We start from the raw sequence: 15,662 nt of genomic DNA, 5'->3' as shown, positions 1-15,662 counted from the left end.
CAGCTCAGCCCGGCCGCAGCATCGCGTGGGAAATCGCAAAAATGCGCTCGGTGCCGAGCATATAGGCCATCAGCGTCTCGCGGCGGAACAGCCCGGCATAGGCGCGGTCGAGCACATTGAGCGAGCCGGTATAGGCGCCGAAGGCCGGCATGATCATGCGGCCGCCGTCGCCGGCAAAGCAGCGCCGTCGCACCGAGCGGCCCTGCTGCACGATGCGGGCGCAAGGGTGCAGATGACCTGATACCTCGCCTTCCACTCTCACCGCCGAAGGCTCGTGCCGGAATAAGAGAGAGCCTATGGCCAGCTCGCGCACCGTCTCGCCGGGCAGGTCGGCCGGCGCATCCGGGTCATGATTGCCGGCAACCCAGAACCAGTCGCGGCCGGCCATCAGCGCTTCCAGGCGTTCGCGAAAGCTTGAATGCATGCGCGCGGCGCCGCCGCCGTCATGAAAGCTGTCGCCGAGGCTGATGACGATCGCCGGCTGATAATCGGCAATCACCGCCTGCAATCGCAGCAACGTCGCACCGGTATCATAAGGCGGGATCAATGTACCGCGCCGTGCCAGCGACGAGCCCTTTTCCAGATGCAGGTCGGACACGGTCAGAAGCCGAAGCTCGGGAAAATAAAGCACGCCGCGCCGATCGCAGATCGCACGCTCGCCGGCGACGCCGATAGGATCGGCATCCGCCAGGAGCGCCGTCATGGCGAGTGCGAATGTCATTTCGTCCCCATGGCCTCCTCGACCAGCGTTGCCGCATCCATCAGCAGCGTATCATCGGCCTCGCCATGCACCGGCATCTTGCCGATCTCGAGCATGATAGGCACGGCGAGCGGCGAAATCTGCTCGAGGTCTTTATGCACGATTCGTCCCTGGATACGCGAGAGCATCTCGGCAAGTCTGCTGACATCCAGCAGACCCGTAGCCGCGTCGGCACGCGTCGCCTGCAGCAGGATGTGGTCGGGCTCATGGCTGCGCAGAACGTCGTAGATAAGGTCGGTCGAGACGGTGACCTGACGGCCGCTCTTCTCCTGGCCCGGATGACGTTTTTCGATCAGTCCGGAGATGAGCGCGCAATTGCGAAAGGTGCGCTTCAAAAGCCAGCTGCCGGCCAGCCAGGCTTCGAGATCGTCGCCCAGCATGTCCTGGTCGCAAAGCGCGGCCAGCGACGGTTTCTTCGCCCGGAACATCCTGCCCATATCGGCCAGCGACCATATGGCAAGCGCATAGTCGGTGGCGACGAAGCCGAGCGGCCTGGCTCCCGCCCTGTCGAGCCGGCGGGTAAGCAGCATGCCAAGCGTCTGGTGCGCCAGCCTGCCCTCGAACGGGTAGGCCACCAGATAGTAGCGGTTGCCGCGCGGAAAGGTCTCGATCAGCAGGTCGTCGCGCTTCGGCAGCACCGATTTGTCGGCCTGGAAGCGCAGCCAGTCGGCGACCTGTTCCGGCAGCTTCTTCCATCGCTGCGGGTCATCCAGCATGATGCGGACCTGTTCGGCGAGGTAAGTCGAAAGCGGGAATTTGCCGCCACCATAATAGGGCACCTTGGCGTCACTGCCGGGCGCATTCGACACGAAACATTCATTGTCGCGGATGCCCTCGAAGCGCAGCACCTTGCCGGCGAACATGAAGGTGTCGCCATGCGTCAGCGTTTCGAGGAACGCCTCCTCGATCTTGCCGAGAACCCGACCGCCGCGCGAGGCAGAGCCTTTGCTGCCGGCCTTGACATAACGCACGTTGAGCGCCGGCACCTCGATGATGGTGCCGACATTCAGCCGGTACTGCTGGGCGATGCGAGGATTGGACACGCGCCACAACCCGTCCTTGTTCAGGCGGATGCGGGCGTAGCGCTCGTAGTTCTTCAGCGCATAGCCGCCGGTGGCGACGAAGTCAACGACCCGGTCGAACGTCGGCCGGTCGAGTTCGGCATAGGGCGCGGCGGTTCGCACCTCCTCGAACAGCGCATCGGCATGAAAAGGCGCGCCGCAGGCGCAACCCAGGACATGCTGCGCCAGCACGTCGAGCCCGCCATTGACCAGCGGCGGCGTGTCCTGGGCGCCGAGATAATTGGCGTCGAGCGCCGCCCGGCATTCCAGCACCTCGAAGCGGTTGGCCGGAATCAGGATCGCCTTCGACGGCTCATCCATGCGGTGGTTGGCGCGGCCGATGCGCTGCGCCAGCCGGCTCGCACCTTTGGGAGCGCCGACATGCACGACCAGGTCGACATCGCCCCAGTCGATGCCGAGGTCGAGCGTCGACGTGGCGACGATGGCACGCAAGGCATTCTCGCCCATGGCTTTTTCGACGCGCCGGCGCTGGGCGACATCGAGCGAGCCGTGATGCAGCGCGATCGGCAAAGTGTCCTCATTGACCCGCCACAATTCCTGGAACAGCAGTTCGGCCTGGCTGCGCGTGTTGACGAACAGCAGGGTCGTCTTGTGTCGCTTGATCTCGCTATAGATCTCCGGTGTCGCGTAGCGGGCCGAATGTCCGGCCCACGGCACGTGCTGTTCTGAGTCGAGGATGGAGATGTCGGGCTTGGCGCCTCCGGTGACGACGATCAATTCGGCCATGCCACCCGGTGGATTCTGGCTGACCAGCCAGCGCCGCAATTCGTCCGGCTCGGCGACCGTCGCCGACAGGCCGATCGTCTGCAAGCCGGGAACAAGGGATCGCAGCCGGGCCAGCCCGAGCGACAGGAGATGCCCGCGCTTCGACGTCACCAAGGAATGCAGTTCGTCGAGCACGACATAGCGCAGATCCTCGAAGAAGCGCCTGGCATCGGGCGCAGCAATCAGCAGCGCCAGTTGCTCGGGCGTCGTCAGAAGGATGTCGGGCGGGGCCAGCTTCTGCCGTTGGCGCTTGTGCGCTGGCGTGTCGCCGGTGCGCGTCTCGATGGTGAGAGATAGGCCGATCTCTTCCACCGGCTTGCCGAGATTGCGCTCGATGTCGACGGCCAGCGCTTTCAGCGGCGAGATGTACAGCGTATGGATGCCGCGACGCGCCTGCCCTGGCTTTCTCCCTGGCCGCCCGGCCAGCTCGGTTAGTGAAGGCAGAAATCCGGCCAGCGTCTTGCCGGCGCCGGTCGGCGCGATCAGCAGAACCGATTGCCCGGCCTGGGCAGTCGCCAGCAATTCTATCTGGTGGGCGCGCGGCGACCAGCCTCTTTGCGCAAACCATTTGAGGAATGGCTCGGGCAAGCGCACGGCGGCATTCTGTTCGGCGAGGCGCGGCTGCTCTGTCACCCGCCAGAGGTAGCGCGGCGCCGTGCAATCGCCAAGCAGAATCGGAACAAAAGGTGATCGTGCGCTTTTCCTTCTCCCCCTTTTGGGAAAGCGCTTGCGCTACGGCCGCCGGAACCCTGTCGGACCGCCATAGAGATAGCCGATGCGGGCGAGGGCTTGCCTGAACCCTTCACGCGAGACAAGCATGGTGTGGCCGTTGGCGTGGATCATCGTTTCCGGGTCGGTCATGACAGCGACATGGCCTTTCCAGAACACCAGGTCGCCGCGCCGCAACCCGGCAAGATCCCGACCCGGGTCGAGCGACTCGCCAATGGTCGCCGCCTGCATGTCGGAATCGCGCAGCACTTGCCTGCCGGTCATGTGCATCGCCAGTTGCACGAGGCCGGAGCAATCGATGCCGAAGCCGGAGGCGCCGCCCCACAGATAGGGGGTGCCGAGAAAAGTCTCCGCGACCGCGACATAGTCGGCAGCCGGCTCTCCCAGAGGCCTGAGATGGCCTGAGATTACTGCCTCGCCGGACGGCAGCAACGCATAATGCGTGCCGCGCGTTTCTGCCGCGCCGGTCACCGTCAGCGCCGATCCCATCGACAGTTGCCCGCTCATCGGAAGCCGCAAATCCGGTCCCGGATAGAGGAAGGTGCGCGGCACCGTGACGACATGGGTGGGCGCATGGTCCCGTCCGCCCAGCACGGTGTCGGCGACATAGCCGACATAGCCGTCGCGCTCCGACTGGATCCAGGCCCAGCCTTCGGCATCTTCGAAGACGAGGACGTCGTCGCCGAACAGGGCTTGCGTGTTGACGCCGGCATCCGGCCGCGGCGCCTTGCGGAGATCGGCCACTGTGGCTGAGATCCGCGCTGGCCGCCCGGCGACGAAGCGATCGGCGGCGACCTCGCCTTTCAGCCTGATATCGGCGAGATCGGAACGGAAGGCGTGAAGGCGGGCATCCCTGGCGATCAAATCGGCAACTCGGCTCTGGCTTGGTGTTGGAGCATGATCCCTTCCGAAACGGTGCTGCTTTGCTTCGCTGACCTGCGGTTCGGAATCCTGCTCTAGATCGGCAATTCCTGGGCTCTGGCAATGATAACATCGCCGAAGCGCTCGACAAAGAGAGCACCTTCTACGGTTCGCTTGACCAGCACGTTGCGCTTGTCGAGCTCATCGCGATGGCGCGAAACCAGCTTCATTGCGCCCATCGTGTCGAGCGCCCTGGTGATCACCGGCTTGGTGACATTGAGCCGGGCGGCGAGGCCGCGCACCGTATGCGGCGGTGGATCGAGATAGATCGTGAACAGGATCGCCGTCTGGCGCATGGTGAGGTCCGGCGCATCGTCGCGCACCTGGTACAGCATCACCTGCTGCCACAGTCGCAAGGCCTGGCTCGGGCGCATCGAAATCGACATCCGGCCACAATGACGGCAAATTGTTTCGGTTCCGTTTCAGTCACGAGAATGTCCTGCACCGCAGCGTCAGGCGTAGCGTTTTGAGATGACCCTTTCCAGCGCGCGGATGCCTTGCGCCTCGCCGCCGGCGAGACCGTGCGGACGATCGGAGGGGTTCCAGGCGAAGATGTCGAAATGCGCCCAGGCGGCGGTCTTCTCGACGAAGCGTTTGAGGAAAAGCGCCGCGGTGATCGAGCCGGCGAAACTGTCTGACGTGACATTGTTGATGTCGGCGATCTTCGACGACAGCTTTGCGGCATAGGATTTCCACAGCGGCATGCGCCACAGTGGATCCTCGACTGCGACGGAGGCCGCAGCCAGGTCGGAGGCCAGCGCTTCGTCGCCGGTGTAGAACGGTGGCAGATCGGGACCGAGCGCGACGCGGGCTGCCCCGGTCAAGGTCGCCATGTCGATCAGCAGTTGCGGCTCGTCGTCGTCTGCCAGTGCCAGGGCGTCCGCCAGCACCAGCCGTCCTTCGGCGTCGGTGTTGCCGATCTCGACGGTGATGCCCTTGCGGCTCACCAGCACGTCGCCGGGCCGGAAGGCGTTGCCGGCAATCGAATTTTCGACCGCCGGGATCAGCACACGCAGCCGGACCTTCAGCCCGGCGGCCATGATCATCGAGGCGAGGCCCAACACGTTGGCAGCGCCACCCATGTCCTTCTTCATCAAAAGCATGCCCGAGGACGGCTTGATGTCGAGACCACCGGTGTCGAAGCAGACGCCCTTGCCGACCAGCGTCACCTTCGGGGCGTTCTCCGGTCCCCAGATCAGGTCGATCAGCCGCGGTGCGCCGACCGAAGCGCGGCCGACCGCATGGATCATCGGGAAATTGTTCTTGAGCAGGTCGTCGCCCCTGGTCACCGACACTTCGGCCTTGTACGTCCCGGCAAGCGTCCGAACTGCCTTCTCCAGCTCGTCCGGTCCCATGTCGCTGGTCGGTGTGTTGACCAGATCGCGCGTCAGGAAAACGCCATCGGCGATGCGGCGAACATAAGCCGCTTCAGCGCCGGGCGGCAGCGAAAAACGCAGCGTCCTGCCAGGCTTTTTGCCGTAGCGGGTGAAGACATAGCCGCCGAGCGCCAACGCGATGGCCGCGATTTCCGGCTCGGCCAGCGTGGAGGCGAAATGCCAGTCGCCTGCGGGCAAGGCTCTCGCCAGCGCGCCAATGGCAAGCGCGCCTTCGCCGTCGCCCGTGCCGAACAGGGCGCCGGCAAGCCCGCCGTTTTCGCCGGGCAGGATCAGCGTCCTCCCGGCCTGACCGGAAAAGCCGTTGGCCCTGGCCCAGGCGAGCGAGGAGGAGGCAAGCCCTGCCGCATCCAGTCTATCCTTCGCCACCAGATGAACCGGCAGCGTGGTCTTCAGTTCTCTCTCGATGAGTTCGACTGGCATTCGACGGTCTCCGGCTTCCGAGTCGGCGCGTTTAACGATCCGTTAGGGTTAACAGAATATTTCTGCGGGAGGGAAGATGGCCACGTAAAGGCCAATTTGACGAATGGAGGCCCTGGTGCAGATGCCGACCAACCGCATGACGAACGCCACGGGGAAGCGGCTGACCACCACGGCGTTCATAATAGCGCTCGCGGCCAGCGTTGCAGGCTGCGGAACCAGCAAGTTGACGACCGGCTCGATCGGACGCCCCAGCGGCAAACCCTTGGAAACCATGTCGTCCGGCGAGTTGCACAACGCGACGATCGCGCTGGGTCAGTCCTACGCCAAGAACCCCAACGACAAGCGGATCGCGACGAATTATGCCGCGGCGCTGCAAATGGATGGCGACGCCGACCAGTCGCTCGCCGTGATGCGCAAACTGGCGATCGTGCTGCCGAAGGACCGCGACGTGCTCGCCGCCTATGGCAAGGCACTTGCCGCCAACGGGCAGTTCGAGCCGGCGCTCGACGCGGTGCGCCGCGCGCAGACACCGGAATATCCCGACTGGAAGCTGGTATCGGCGGAAGCCGCTATTCTCGACCAGCTTGGCCAGAGAGACGGGGCGCGCCAGAATTACCGCAAGGCGCTTGACCTCAAGCCGAACGAACCTTCGATCCTTTCCAATCTCGGCATGTCCTATGTGCTGGAAGGTGATCTGCGCACGGCTGAAACCTATATGCGCTCGGCCGCCCAGCAGCCGAATGCCGACAGCCGCGTCCGCCAGAACCTGGCGCTGGTCGTCGGCCTGCAGGGCCGCTTCGACGAGGCCGAGACAATCGCCTCGCAGGAGCTGTCGCCCGAACAGGCGCAGGCGAACGTGACTTACCTTCGCCAGATGCTCGCCCAGCAGAACGCCTGGAGCCAGCTCAAGGACCAGGACAAGACAAAGCCCGCCACCAACTGACCGCGCCTGCCATACATATCGATGTCGGCNGCCAGCTCAAGGACCAGGACAAGACAAAGCCCGCCACCAACTGACCGCGCCTGCCATACATATCGATGTCGGCGCTGCCCCTCATTGCCCTGCCGGGCATTTCTCCCCGTATAGTGTCGGGGAGAAAGCCCCGTCGTCGACGGCTTCGCCAACGACAAGCATTGCAGGAAGGGCGCCGAGGGGCATCCAGCTACTTTCTCCCCGTAAACGGGGAGAAATGCCCGGCAGGGCAATGAGGGGCAGCGCCGACCTGTCAAGAATGCATTACTGGCTGCTCGATGTCGGCTGGTCGCCGAAAATGCCGCGCTCGCTGACCTGGATGCCGGCGGGACCCAGGATGATGGCGAACNCCGCGCCTGCCATACATATCGATGTCGGCTGGTCGCCGAAAATGCCGCGCTCGCTGACCTGGATGCCGGCGGGACCCAGGATGATGGCGAACAGCACCGGCAGGAAGAACAGGATCATCGGCACGGTGAGCTTCGGCGGCAAGGCCGCGGCCTTCTTCTCGGCGGCGTTCATACGCATGTCGCGGCTTTCGCCGGCAAGCACGCGCAGTGCGTGCGCCACCGGCGTGCCGTAGCGCTCGGCCTGGACCAGCGCCTGCGACACCGACTTGACCGATTCCAGGCCGGTGCGGCTTGCAAGGTTCTCGTAGGCCTGCTTGCGTTCCTGCAAATAGGAAAGCTCGGCATTGGTCAGGATGAACTCTTCGGCAAGCGCCACCGACTGCGCGCCGATCTCGTCGGCGACCTTACGAAACGCGGCCTCCACCGACATGCCGGATTCGACGCAGATCAGCATCAGATCGAGCGCGTCCGGCCACGCCATCTGGATCGACTGCTTGCGCTTGCTGGCGCGGTTGTTGACATAGAGCACCGGCGCGTAAAAACCGGCATAGGCGACGACGATACAGACGAACAACTTGATGAGAGGCGGTTGCTCCGGCAACCCGCCGAGCACGAACAGATAGATCGCAGCCAGGGCAAAGCCGACAAAGGGCAGGATCAAACGGAAGAAAAGGAAACGCGTCAACGGATTCTGCCCGCGGAAGCCAGCCACCTTGAGTTTCTGCAAGGTGCCTTCATCGGCCAGGGCGCGCCTGAGGTCCAGCCGGTCGACAATATTGCGCATGCCGATCGACTGTTGCTCGCGCAGGCCCTTGCGGCGGCGATCGGCATCGAGGGCAAGCCGCGCACGCTGCTTGGCGCGCAGTTCGTCGCGCTCCAGCGCCACCGATTTCATGCGCGCCTTGAGCTGGTTTCCGCCAAAGGCAGGCAGCAGCGTGAACACGGTGGCAAACACCGCAATGCCGACCAGCAGGGCAATCAGAAATGCCGGATCGGTAAGGGTTTTGACGACGTTCTCGGTCATGCGCTCGAAATCCTAAACCTCGAAGTTCATCATCTTGCGCATCACCAGGATGCCGATCGACATCCAGACCGCGGAGCAGCCGAGGATCAGATTGCCGACGCTGGTGGTGAACAATGGCATGATGTAGTTCGGGCTTGTCAGGTAGACGAGACAGGCGACGACGAAAGGCAAGGCGCCGATGATCACCGCGGACGCCTTCGCTTCCATGGACAGCGCCTGGACCTTGGCCTTCATCTTCTTGCGGTCGCGAAGCACCCGCGAAAGATTGCCCAGAGCCTCGGAAAGATTGCCGCCGGCCTGGGACTGGATCTGGATGACGATGCCGAAGAAGCTCGCCTCGGTGCACGGCATCGTCTCGGCCATGCGCATGCTGGCGTCGGGGATCGACAGGCCCATCTGCTGCGAATCGATGATGCGGCGGAACTCGGTCTTGACCGGTTCGGGGGATTCATTGGCGATCAGGCGGACGGCGTCGTTCAGCGGCAGGCCGGATTTGACCGCACGCACGATGATGTCGAGCGCGTTCGGAAATTCGTTGAGGAACGCCTTGACCCGGCGGGCGCGGCTAAACGAGACGAACCAGCGTGGCAGGCCGAAGCCACCGACCAGGAGCGCACCCGGCAAGACAAACAACGGCGCACCGGCGAAAAAGGCAAGAAACGTCAGGACGACGCCGCAAACCGTCGAGTAGAGATAGAAGCGCTCGAGCGAGACCTTCATGCCCGCCTGACGGATCTGGGCCTTCAGAGGCGGCTTTTTGACGAGGCTCTGGCTGGTTTTGTGCTTCTGTTCGAGGTCCTTCAGTGAATCCTGAACCGATTTGCGCCGCTTGGCCGCTTCCGCCACGCGATCGCGCGAAGCCTTGACGACGGCACCATCCGTCTCTGCGGTCTTGATCGTTTCAAGCCGTCTGCCGACCTGCTTTTCGGTGCTGATCCGGTTGAATAGAAAAGCATAGGCGACCGCGCCGGCGCTGAAGCCGGCGAGCACGATAAATGCCAACACGGTGCCGTCAATTCCAAACATCGGCCCTGGCCCCCACGCCTCCAAATGGATCAGTCAGCGCGTTTCTCCATCGCCTCGAGCGCATTGGCGAGGCGCTGTTCCTCGCCATAGTAGCGGGCGCGCTCCCAGAAATGCGGACGACCGATGCCTGTCGAAACGTGCTCGCCCAGCAGCCTGCCGTTCGCGTCCTCGCCTTTGATGTTGTAGAGAACGATGTCCTGCGTGATGATGACGTCGCCCTCCATTCCGATCACCTCGGTGATGTGGGTGATGCGCCGCGATCCGTCGCGCAGGCGTGCGGCCTGGATGATCACGTCGACGGAACCGACCACGATTTCACGCACGGTTTTCTGCGGCAGCGTGTAACCGCCCATCGCGATCATCGATTCGATGCGGTTCAGGCATTCGCGCGGGCTGTTCGAGTGGATCGTGCCCATCGAGCCGTCATGGCCGGTGTTCATCGCCTGCAGAAGATCGAACACTTCAGGTCCGCGCACTTCGCCGACGATGATGCGCTCGGGCCGCATGCGCAGGCAGTTCTTGACAAGATCGCGCATGGTCACCTCGCCCTCGCCCTCGAGGTTGGGCGGGCGGGTTTCCAGACGCACGACATGCGGCTGCTGCAGTTGCAGCTCGGCCGAGTCCTCGCAGGTGATGACGCGCTCATCGCGGTCGATATAGTTGGTCAGGCAATTGAGCAGCGTCGTCTTGCCCGAACCGGTACCGCCTGAAATGACGATGTTGCAGCGGACGCGGCCAATGATCTTGAGAATCTCGGCGCCGGGCGGCGAAATGGCGCCGAACTTGACCAGCTGGTCGAGTGTCAGCTTGTCCTTCTTGAACTTGCGGATGGTGAGAGCGGCGCCGTCGATGGCGAGCGGCGGCGCGATGACGTTGACGCGGGAGCCGTCGGGAAGGCGCGCGTCGCAGATCGGGCTCGATTCATCGACGCGGCGGCCAACCTGGCTGACGATGCGCTGACAGATGTTGAGGAGCTGCTGATTGTCGCGGAAACGGATGCCGGTCTGCTCGACCTTGCCGTTGACCTCGATATAGACGTCCTTGGAGCCGTTGACCATGATGTCGGCGATGTCGTCGCGAGCGAGCAACGGCTCCAGTGGCCCGTAACCGAGCACGTCATTGCAGATGTCCTCGAGCAGTTCTTCCTGCTCGGCGATCGACATCGCGAAATTCTTGATCGCGATGATGTCGTTGACGATGTCGCGGATTTCCTCGCGCGCGCTTTCGGGATCGAGCTTGGCGAGCTGCGACAGGTCGATGGTGTCGATGAGCGCGGCAAAGACCTGGCTCTTGGTGTCGTAATAGGTTTCGCTCTTCTGGCGCTGGAGCTTTTTCGGCTCAGGGGTCAATGGCGGCGCCTCGACCGCACGGCGCACGGGCGGCGGCGCAGCAGACGCGCCAGGTGTGCCAGATGGCGGCGGTGCGGGCTTGGCAAGAACCGCCGTTTCCGCAGGTTTTGCCGCCGGCGCGGCAGGCGCAGGTGCCGGCTGACGGAATTCCGGGGTGAATCGGCTGCCGTCGTCGCTGCCTCTTTTACCAAACATGATCGATTACCAATTCCGCTCCGGAAGCATCACTTCTTGCCGCGCGAGAGCTTGCCAAGGAGATTGCCGAGGCCCGCTTTCTTTCTTGCCTTGATTTCGCTGCGCCCGGTCAGCACATGCGCAATCTCGTTGATAATGCCGACAACCGGGTTCCTGGCATCCATTTCGCCGAGCATGCGCCCGTTGTTGGCGGCGTTTCCGAACAGCAGCGGCTCGAAAGCAATGACCGACATCGGCGACAGGCCGAGCGAGTCGGCGAAGTCGGACGACGAAATCTCCGGGCGCTTCGGCACGCCGGCCTGATTGATGATCAGCTTCGGCGGCGGATCGTTCGGGCGAAGCCGCTTGAACATGTCGGCCAGATTCTTGGTGTTGCGCAAATTGGCCAGCTCCGGCGTCGCCGTGATCACGATCTCGTCGGCTTTGACCAGTATGTTCTTGGTCCAGCCCGTCCAGATGTGCGGAACATCGAGCACCAGCAGCGGCACGCTGCGCTGCGCCGTGTCGATAAGCTGGGTGAAAGCGTCTGGATCGAAATCGTAGACCCGATCGAGCGTTGAAGGCGCTGCAAGCAGCGACAGGTGCTCGGCGCACTGGGCAAGCAGCCGATCGAGATAGACCTCGTCGAGGCGCTCCGGTGAGAAAACGGCTTCGGCAATGCCTTGCGCCGGATCCTGATCGAAATTGATGTTGGCCGTTCCGAAAGCCAGGTCGAGATCGGCGACAACCACTTCGGACTTGAACAGCGACGACATCGCCCAGGCCACATTATGGGCAATGGTCGAGGAGCCGACGCCACCCTTGGCGCCGATGAAGGCGATCGAGCGGCCGATCGGCTCGGCTTCCGGATCAACGAAAATCGTCGATATCACGCTGACGATATCGGCCATCGATACCGGCGCGATGACATATTCGGAAATGCCGGAGCGGATGAGCTCGCGATAGAGCCCGACATCATTGTAGTGGCCGATGACCACGACCTTCGAGGTCGGATCGCAATATTCGGAGAGCTGCGTCAGCTGCTCGAGCAATTGTTTCGGCTCGCTGCGCGATTCCAGCAGGATCAGGTTCGGTGTCGGCGCCGATTGGTAGAATTCGATGGCGGTGGCGACGCCGCCCATATGGACCTTCAGATGGGCCTTCGCCATGCGGCGATCCTCGCCGGCGCGCTCGACCGGATTGGCAACGCCGTCGGTCTCGCAAAATGCCTGGATCGAGATGCGCGGAATCGGCCGCAACGCCTGCATGGCGGCGATGTCCTGCTGCGAGGTGTCGCCGCCATCTATCCCCGTGTCGTAGGCAAGGTTGCTCATCGTCATTTCTTTCCGTGACTTGTCTTCCCGTGACTTGGGCGGCTCGAGCTCAATAATCGACTTCCGAATTGCCGAGGAATTCGTCCGAAATGCCTCGCTGGCGGTAGACGTCGACTACCGCACCGCGATTTTCCGCGTCGATATCGGATTGCTTGCGCGGCCCGAGCAGATCGGTCGGATTTGCGATCTGGGCGGCAAGATTGTTCTGATACGAGCAGCCGAAATCGGCATAGTGCTTGTTTTCCGAGGTCTGCATCAAGTCTTCGGGCCAGCGTCCGCATCTGTCGGTCTGCGCCTTCACCAAGACATAGGCGACGCGGATCGGCGCGGATGCTTCGGCCGAAACCGACTGGTAGGTGGTGATGACGATCCGGTTGCGGCTGATGCCGCTGGCAATCGCAAGCCTGGCGAAATCGCGACCGGCCGCGGTCGCGGCGATCTCGTTGGCCGAACCGCTCGGGATCGAGATCGTCAGGGTCGGAGCGGCGCTCTTGTCATAGCCATCCAGGAAGCCGAGAAGCGTGTCGCGCTGCGACCCGGTCATGCCGCGATCGCCGGCGCCGACCGGAAGGTCGATCTTCTGGTTTTTCTCCGCAATGACGATCGGATGGTTGGTGCGATAGTCGTCCGGAACAGCGCCGACCGTGATGCTGTCCCGGTTGGCGCAGCCCGCCAGCAATGCGGCGACCGCAANGATAGTCGTCCGGAACAGCGCCGACCGTGATGCTGTCCCGGTTGGCGCAGCCCGCCAGCAATGCGGCGACCGCAACCGCCAGGACCGGCAGGCAGATCCGCGAACGGCCGGACCGCATCGCTGCGGTGATCGTCCTTGGCTTCAACGCTGACTGAGACATGTCCGCTTCCCCGCTTACTTGTAGATGAAGCCGACAACGCCGTGATAACGGCCGTTGGGCTTGTCGGTCTGCATGGTGCCGTAGACGCGATTGACACGGCCAAGGAACATGCCGGCGCCATCGCTGGCCGCGTTGAAATTGTCATCCGGCTTGGCAAGGGCGTTGCGCGTCACCGGCTTCACCAGATAGGGCGTGATGATGATGACGAGCTCGGTCTCGTTGCGGACGAAGTCCCGGCTGCGGAACAGCGTGCCGAGCACCGGAATTTTGGTCAGCCCAGGCAGGCCGTTGACGGCCTGCCTGATGTCATCCCGTACCAGGCCGGCGATCATCATCGAGCCGCCGGAAGGCAACTCCACCGTCGTGTCGGCCAAGCGTTTGCGGAGCGACAGGACGTTCGTGCCGGGGCTTGTCACACCCTCGGACAAGGATACCGATCCCTCCGTCGTCGGCTCGGAAACCGAAGTCCTGACCTTCAGGCTGATGCGGCCGGGAGACAGCACCACCGGCTGGAATTCCAGGCCAATGCCGTATTCGAGCTTCTCGACGTCATACGTCTTCACACCGGTCTGGTTATCGTCGGACACGGCTTGGGAAACGCCGGTCACCATATTGTACTCGCCACCGACTTTGAAGGTCGCTTTCTCGCCGGATACGGCCGTCAACGTCGGCTCGGCCAGGGTTTTCATGACGCCTGACTGCTCCATGGCGTTGATGTAGGCGTCCAGCGTCGAGGTGCCGATGGCGAGGCCAGAGTTCGACAGCGACTTGCCCAGGCCGGTGAAGTTGTCGCTTACCGCGGCCCAACTGATGCCGTTGCTGCTGCCGCTGCCGATCAGATTGACGCCGAGCTGCTTCATCACCGAGCGGCTGACCTCGGCCACCGTCACCTTCAGCGTCACCTGGTCGTCGCCGATGATCTGCAAGAGGTTGACGATCTGGCTGACGCGACGCTCGGAATCCGGATTGTCGATGTCGACACCGGCTTCGGCCGAGCCGCCGGAGGCGGTCTGCGAATACTGCCCCGTGGTCGCTTCACCGCCGGACACGAAGATGGTGGCCAGATCGACCGCGCGCTTGGCATCCAGCGGAGTGTCCACGGTTCCGGTCAGGACGACGTTGTCGTTCAGCAATTCGACCGTGATGCTCGAAGACGGTATGAAGCGCCTGATATAGTCTTCCAGTCCGGCGACGTCGCGTTCGACCGCCAGATCCAGGCTGACGATCTGTTCGCCATTAGGGCCGAAGACGAAGATGTTGGTGTCGCCGACCGCCTTTCCGAAGAGATAGATGCGCCTCGCGGTGCGGGTCACCGCATCGGCGACCGCCGGGTTGGCGACGAGAATATCGTAGGCATCGCTCGGCAGGTCGATGACCACCGACTTGTTGAGACCGAGCTTGACGCGCTGGGTGGCGGTCGAAGCCGACACCTCGGCGCCTGCCGCATTCGCCTCGAGGGGGCCATGCGCATTCGATGCAAGCAGGAACAGGCCGATTGCCGCAGCCAGTGTGACCGGAGCGTTTAACCTCATTGCCTTGCTCCCACTTCTGAAACTTCGCCCGACTTGATCAGGCGCACTGTCCCGCGCCGGCCATTGCCGGAAACGAGATAGTCGGCCTCGCCCAGGTTCTTCTCCTGGGTGTCGGTGATCGACCGCAGCGCCAACGTCAGCCGATCCGCCATCTGCTGGGCGACGGTGATGATTTCCGCCTGCTGCGGTGTCAGTTCCAGGGTGGCGGTCTGGCCGACCCTGGTCCGCTTGCCTTCCTCGTCCTCCTGGATGGTCTGGTCGATCGCCAGGACGCGAATGTTCTTGAGGATGGTCTCGGTGGTAAAACCGCTGCCGCCGGCCGCCGGATCGGCTCTGCGGGTCATGATGACGTCGACGAAATCGTTGGGAAGAATGAAGCCGCCGGCCGACGTGTCGGCCGATACGGCTGTGGCGACGGCCCGCATGCCGGAGGGCAGGATCGACGACATGAAGCTCTGTCCCTCGCCGATCAGCTTGGAGCGCCGCAACGGCTCACCGGCATACATCGCCACGCGGGCGACGCCGCCTTTCAGCTTCTCCAACGCATCGGGCTCCGCGGCGCGGGTTATGAAATTCGCGTTGATGCCGTCGGCCGGCCAGGACTGCCAACTGATGTTGTTCTCCAGCGGACTGCCCATCGGAACGTCGCCCGACAGGACAAGCACGTCCTGCAACGCGATTGCCGGCGCCTCGGGGCCGGAATCGACGATTTGAGGCGGCGGCGCCGCCACCATGTTTTTTGCGACATATCCTGCGCCACCCGCCGCGGCCACCGCCACGCCTAGAATGATCAGTCGGGATGCTGGCATCTGTCCGAACCTCGCCTTGGCAAACAACCTAGCCAAGCCGGACCTTGCAGCGGCAATCGTCAAAACAAGGTTAATTTAATACTTACGATCGTGATTAATTTAAGGTTTACATAAATTTGAGGCATCCGGTCCGGCCAGCAATAAAGGCGGCCAAGCCGCCTGC

11 protein-coding genes and 2 pseudogenes are annotated in these 15,662 nt (G+C 63.2%); 1 reads left to right on the top strand and 12 read right to left on the bottom strand.

The features are described 5' to 3' along the window. Positions 1 to 4 precede the first annotated feature (4 nt). From pdeM to X738_RS71410, 5 genes are all read right to left on the bottom strand, one after another. Complete coding sequence (gene pdeM, locus X738_RS71430) at positions 5 to 721, bottom strand: ligase-associated DNA damage response endonuclease PdeM (protein WP_023802158.1); 717 nt, start codon at positions 719 to 721, stop codon at positions 5 to 7. Continuing rightward, positions 718 to 3,240 (bottom strand): ligase-associated DNA damage response DEXH box helicase, encoded by a 2,523-nt coding sequence (locus tag X738_RS71425; RefSeq protein ID WP_023802157.1) that lies wholly within the window; start codon positions 3,238 to 3,240, stop codon positions 718 to 720. The genes pdeM and X738_RS71425 overlap by 4 nt, the downstream gene beginning before the upstream one ends. A gap of 99 nt (positions 3,241 to 3,339) precedes the next feature. Beyond that, a complete protein-coding gene (locus X738_RS71420; RefSeq protein WP_023802156.1) occupies positions 3,340 to 4,200 on the bottom strand; it encodes a C40 family peptidase in 861 nt (286 codons plus the stop codon). Between the two features lie 92 nt (positions 4,201 to 4,292). Next, positions 4,293 to 4,643 (bottom strand): MarR family winged helix-turn-helix transcriptional regulator, encoded by a 351-nt coding sequence (locus tag X738_RS71415; RefSeq protein WP_023802155.1) that lies wholly within the window; start codon positions 4,641 to 4,643, stop codon positions 4,293 to 4,295. Between the two features lie 66 nt (positions 4,644 to 4,709). After that, positions 4,710 to 6,074: a leucyl aminopeptidase family protein gene (locus tag X738_RS71410; RefSeq protein WP_023802154.1), complete on the bottom strand. Its 1,365-nt coding sequence runs from the start codon at positions 6,072 to 6,074 to the stop codon at positions 4,710 to 4,712. Between the two features lie 121 nt (positions 6,075 to 6,195). Between X738_RS71410 and X738_RS71405 the strand changes: the two genes are divergently transcribed. Beyond that, positions 6,196 to 7,017, top strand: coding sequence for a tetratricopeptide repeat protein (locus X738_RS71405; protein ID WP_023802153.1), 822 nt, complete (start codon positions 6,196 to 6,198; stop codon positions 7,015 to 7,017). Positions 7,018 to 7,416: 399 nt separating this feature from the next. Here X738_RS71405 and X738_RS71400 read toward each other — a convergent pair. From X738_RS71400 to cpaB, 7 genes and pseudogenes are all read right to left on the bottom strand, one after another. Then, a pseudogene (locus tag X738_RS71400) lies at positions 7,417 to 8,421 on the bottom strand (type II secretion system F family protein); the annotation flags it as partial. A 12-nt stretch (positions 8,422 to 8,433) separates the two neighbouring features. Further along, on the bottom strand, positions 8,434 to 9,447 hold the full coding sequence (locus X738_RS71395; RefSeq protein ID WP_023802151.1) for a type II secretion system F family protein: 1,014 nt from the start codon (positions 9,445 to 9,447) through the stop codon (positions 8,434 to 8,436). A gap of 29 nt (positions 9,448 to 9,476) precedes the next feature. Next, positions 9,477 to 10,991, bottom strand: a complete 1,515-nt coding sequence (locus X738_RS71390; RefSeq protein WP_023802150.1) for a CpaF family protein — start codon at positions 10,989 to 10,991, stop codon at positions 9,477 to 9,479. A gap of 29 nt (positions 10,992 to 11,020) precedes the next feature. Beyond that, positions 11,021 to 12,304 (bottom strand): AAA family ATPase, encoded by a 1,284-nt coding sequence (locus X738_RS71385; RefSeq protein WP_023802149.1) that lies wholly within the window; start codon positions 12,302 to 12,304, stop codon positions 11,021 to 11,023. A gap of 49 nt (positions 12,305 to 12,353) precedes the next feature. After that, positions 12,354 to 13,158, bottom strand: a pseudogene (locus X738_RS71380) (CpaD family pilus assembly protein). 14 nt (positions 13,159 to 13,172) lie between these two features. Continuing rightward, positions 13,173 to 14,690: a type II and III secretion system protein family protein gene (locus tag X738_RS71375; protein ID WP_023802147.1), complete on the bottom strand. Its 1,518-nt coding sequence runs from the start codon at positions 14,688 to 14,690 to the stop codon at positions 13,173 to 13,175. Continuing rightward, on the bottom strand, positions 14,687 to 15,499 hold the full coding sequence (gene cpaB, locus X738_RS71370; RefSeq protein WP_023802146.1) for a Flp pilus assembly protein CpaB: 813 nt from the start codon (positions 15,497 to 15,499) through the stop codon (positions 14,687 to 14,689). The genes X738_RS71375 and cpaB overlap by 4 nt, the downstream gene beginning before the upstream one ends. Positions 15,500 to 15,662: the final 163 nt, after the last annotated feature.

It is taken from the genome of Mesorhizobium sp. L48C026A00 (assembly GCF_000502375.1).
In the GTDB taxonomy this organism is placed as follows: Bacteria; Pseudomonadota; Alphaproteobacteria; order Rhizobiales; family Rhizobiaceae; genus Mesorhizobium; species Mesorhizobium muleiense.
Note: the sequence above shows the minus strand (reverse complement) of the source record. Positions and strands in the feature narration are given on the sequence as shown.